Genomic DNA, 3407 nt, shown 5'->3' with positions numbered 1-3407 from the left:
TCGACGAATTTGCGCCAATCCATCGATCCCAGGAATCGAAGGCTGCCGATGCTGTTGCCGATGGATACCTGGTCGGCGGCCTGCTGCTGGTGTTCCGACCGCACCAGTTGCTCGATCGTCTTGCCGGTCTCGGTGAGACGCTGCTCGATCCATGTGAGCGGAAGCGCCAGGGCGGGGCTCTGTCCCTGCAGCCGGCGCGTGAATTCCGCCACGAAAGGGCTCGTCATCGGGGGATTGGACCGCGCCATGTCCGCGGTCACCAGGATCAGGCTCTTGGGGTCCTTTTCCGCGACATCGGTCATCTGTTCGGCCCAGGATGCGGCGCGGTCCCGGTAGATCCTGCCGGCGGCGACCCGCGCCCCGACGCGCCGGAGATTCTCGATCAGCGCGAGGCGCAGCATGATCGGGATCGCCCACAATTCGCCGATGTTCAGCGGGGTAACCGTCTGGTAGGCCGCCACGAATCTTCCGAGGATTTCCGGGTCCACCCGCCCATCGCCGTGCGAGATCGCCTCCAGCGCGATGTCGTATACGCGCGGAAACCCGGCGGACGGGCCGGTCGGCAGGCGAGGCAGCTCCCGGCTGTACCCTTTCGGCAAATGCCTCCGGGCCGTGCGGATCTGTTCTTCGATCAGGTAGAAGTTGTCGAGGAGCCATTCCCCGGCCGGCGCGATATGACGGTTCGCTTTCACCGCCTCCGTCAGCAGGTTGCAGGCCCCGATCAGGACCTCCTCGTTCTCGGCGAGCCGGGCGAGGAGTTGGTCCTTCCCGCGTCCCACCCCGGGCGTGTGCGATTCGGCCAGGATCTTGCCGTGCCGCTCCATCTGGTCGCTGCTCAGCAGTTCCGCCCGAAGCGGCAGCTCCTGGTCGGCGTACATCCGCGCAAAGCCGTCCTTGCGGATTCCCGCTCCGAAATGGAGCAAATTCCCGAGGATGGCTTTGCCGCCGAGCTTCAAGTCCCGGATCTCCTTCACTTCGTACGGGTTTGCTTTCGTGGAGGGCAGGAGCGGAAAGAGTTCATGAGCGCGATATCTCTATCGATCTCTCGAGACGGCGGAACGCCGCCCTACCGTTTCAAGGTACCACGGTTCGCCCGGGGAAAACCCCGTACCCGAATAATGCGCAAGGCGGTATCCGCGCTTCGCGGGCGGCTACCCGGGACTCCGTTCCCACCCGCCCCCCAGCGCCTTGTAGAGCCGGACCACGTATTCCGCCACGGACTGATCGCTGAGCGCCAGCCGATCTTCCGCGTCGTACAGCGACCGCTGGGCGTCCAGTACGGAGAGGAAATCGTCCAATCCGCCGGAGTACCGGGATCGGGCCAGTTCCACGGCCCTCCGGTTGGCGGTCACGGCCGTAAAAAGCGAAAGTCGGCGCTCCCGCTCCCGGGAATACGACACCAGCGCGTTCTCGACTTCCTCGAGGGACGTCAGCACCGCCTTCTCGTAGAGCGCCAGGGCCTGTTCCTGGCGCGCTGTCGTCGCCTGGATGTTCGCCCGGATCCGCCCCCCGGCGAATATCGGCCAGCGGACGGAGGGACCGAACTCCCGGAACCGGTGGTTTCCCGAAGTCAGATCGCCCAACCGGTCACTCCGTCCCCCGAAGGATCCGGTGAGCGAGAACCGCGGGAAGAGCTCCGCCGTCGCCACCCCGATCCGCGCCGTCGCGCTCTCCAGCTCCCTCTCCGCGCGCCGGATATCCGGGCGCCGGCGCAATATTTCCGAGGGGAGCCCGACCGGCACGACGGGGGGATGGAGGGGAATCGGAGAATCAGCGGACAGCTCGCTCCGCAGGGCGCCCGGCGGCTCCCCCAACAGAACGCCCAGGCGGTGAACGACCTGCCGCATCTCCGCATCGAGAGCGGGGAGCCGCGCCCGGGTAGTCGCGACGAGCGTTTCGGCCCTCGCCACGTCCAGTTCGGTCGCGAGTCCCGCGTCGAAACGGACCTTCGTCAATCCGAGAGTCTCCCGCTGCGCCTCCAGGTTCGATTTCAGGATCGCGATCCGCAGCCGGGAACCCCGCAACTCGATGTAATTCCGGGCCACCTCCGCGAGGAGCGTGACGACGACGTCGCGGCGGCTCTCCTCCGCGGCGGCGATGTCGGCCTTCGCGGCCTCGACGTCCCGGCGGATCCCTCCGAACACGTCGATCTCCCAGCTGGAATCGAAACCCGCCTGGAACAGGTTCTTCGACCGGGCCGGCGGATCGATTTCGCTGCGCCGGCCGCGCGCGGAGGAGGCGGAAGCGTCCAGTCGCGGCAGGCCGCCCGCCGCCGCGACGCCCAGTGCGGAGCGGACTTCACGGATCCGGGCCCCGGCGATCCGCGCGTCGAGATTCTTATGGACCGCGCGTTCCACGAGGGAATCCAGCACGGGGTCGTGGAACATCGTCCACCATCGCGAAATCCCCGAAGAGGGGACGGAACCGTTGTCCGCCCCCGACTCGATCCACTCCCCCGGCACCCGGGCGTCCGGCCGGACGTGGCGCGGCCCCACCGTGCATCCGCACAGGAACAGCAGCGTCGCAAAGGATATCGGGAGGTACCGGGATCTCATTTTTCTTCGCCTCCCTCGATGAACACGTCCACCTGCTGCCCGGCGCGGACCGGCAGGACGTCGGGTTCGAGACGGTAGATGACCTGCAGGACCCTCGTGTCGACCCGCTCGGACCCGCCGCCGCTCAGCGATCGTTTCGGCACCACGTACGGCTCGAAGCGCACGAACCGGATCGGGGCGGTCAACCGCGCGTTCCCGCGGACCGACGCCTCCGCCCGGGCATCGGGCCGCACGCGCCAGGCGTCCTCCTCGTCCACGTCGACGCGGACATGCAGCGGGCCGACGCCGCCCAGCAGCATCAGCGGGGCGGCCGCCGGACCGGTCTGGGCGTACTCCCCCGCTCGGATGTTCGATTGGAGGACCACGCCGGACACGGGCGCGCGAACCGTGAGCCGTTCGATGTCGGTCCGCACCTTGTCCGCTTCTGCCGCCCTGGAGGCGACTTCCGCGCGGGCGATCTCGATGTCGGGTTTCCACGACCCGGCCGCGAGCAACGCCAGCTGCGCGCCGGCGTCCTCGAGGCGCGCCTTCGCCGCCTGCACCGCGAACCGCCTCCGGCTCAGCTCCTCCTCCCGGATCGCCCGCCGGTCCGTCACCCCCTCCATCAAGGAGAGCTGGACCGCCGCGTCCCCCAGGGCCGCTTCGGCCTCCCGGACGCGCGCTTCCGCCGGGGGGATGTCCTCGGGCCTCGGGAGGGACTCCAGGCGCGCGAGCCGGGTCCTGGCGACCGACAGGGCCGATTCCCTGGCGGCCAGCTCCGCCCGGAGATCCCGGTCGTCCAGCGAGAACAACGGGCCCCCGGATTTCACGTTGTCACCCGCCTGGACGTAGACCTTCGTCGCCATCCCCGGG

Annotated in this window: 2 protein-coding genes and 1 pseudogene; all 3 read right to left on the bottom strand. The window is 68.5% G+C overall.

What is annotated here, in order from left to right:
- Positions 1–866 (bottom strand): annotated as a pseudogene (locus HZB86_09960) (hypothetical protein).
- A 285-nt stretch (positions 867–1151) separates the two neighbouring features.
- Positions 1152–2555, bottom strand: coding sequence for an efflux transporter outer membrane subunit (locus tag HZB86_09955; GenBank protein ID MBI5905851.1), 1404 nt, complete (start codon positions 2553–2555; stop codon positions 1152–1154).
- The coding region (locus tag HZB86_09950) for an efflux RND transporter periplasmic adaptor subunit (protein MBI5905850.1) at positions 2552–3407 on the bottom strand (856 nt) is incomplete at its 5' end. The genes HZB86_09950 and HZB86_09955, both read right to left, overlap by 4 nt.

Source organism: Deltaproteobacteria bacterium, from assembly GCA_016234845.1.
Classification (GTDB): domain Bacteria; phylum Desulfobacterota; class Deferrimicrobia; order Deferrimicrobiales; family Deferrimicrobiaceae; genus JACRNP01.
This window is presented reverse-complemented; position numbering and strand designations above follow the sequence as displayed.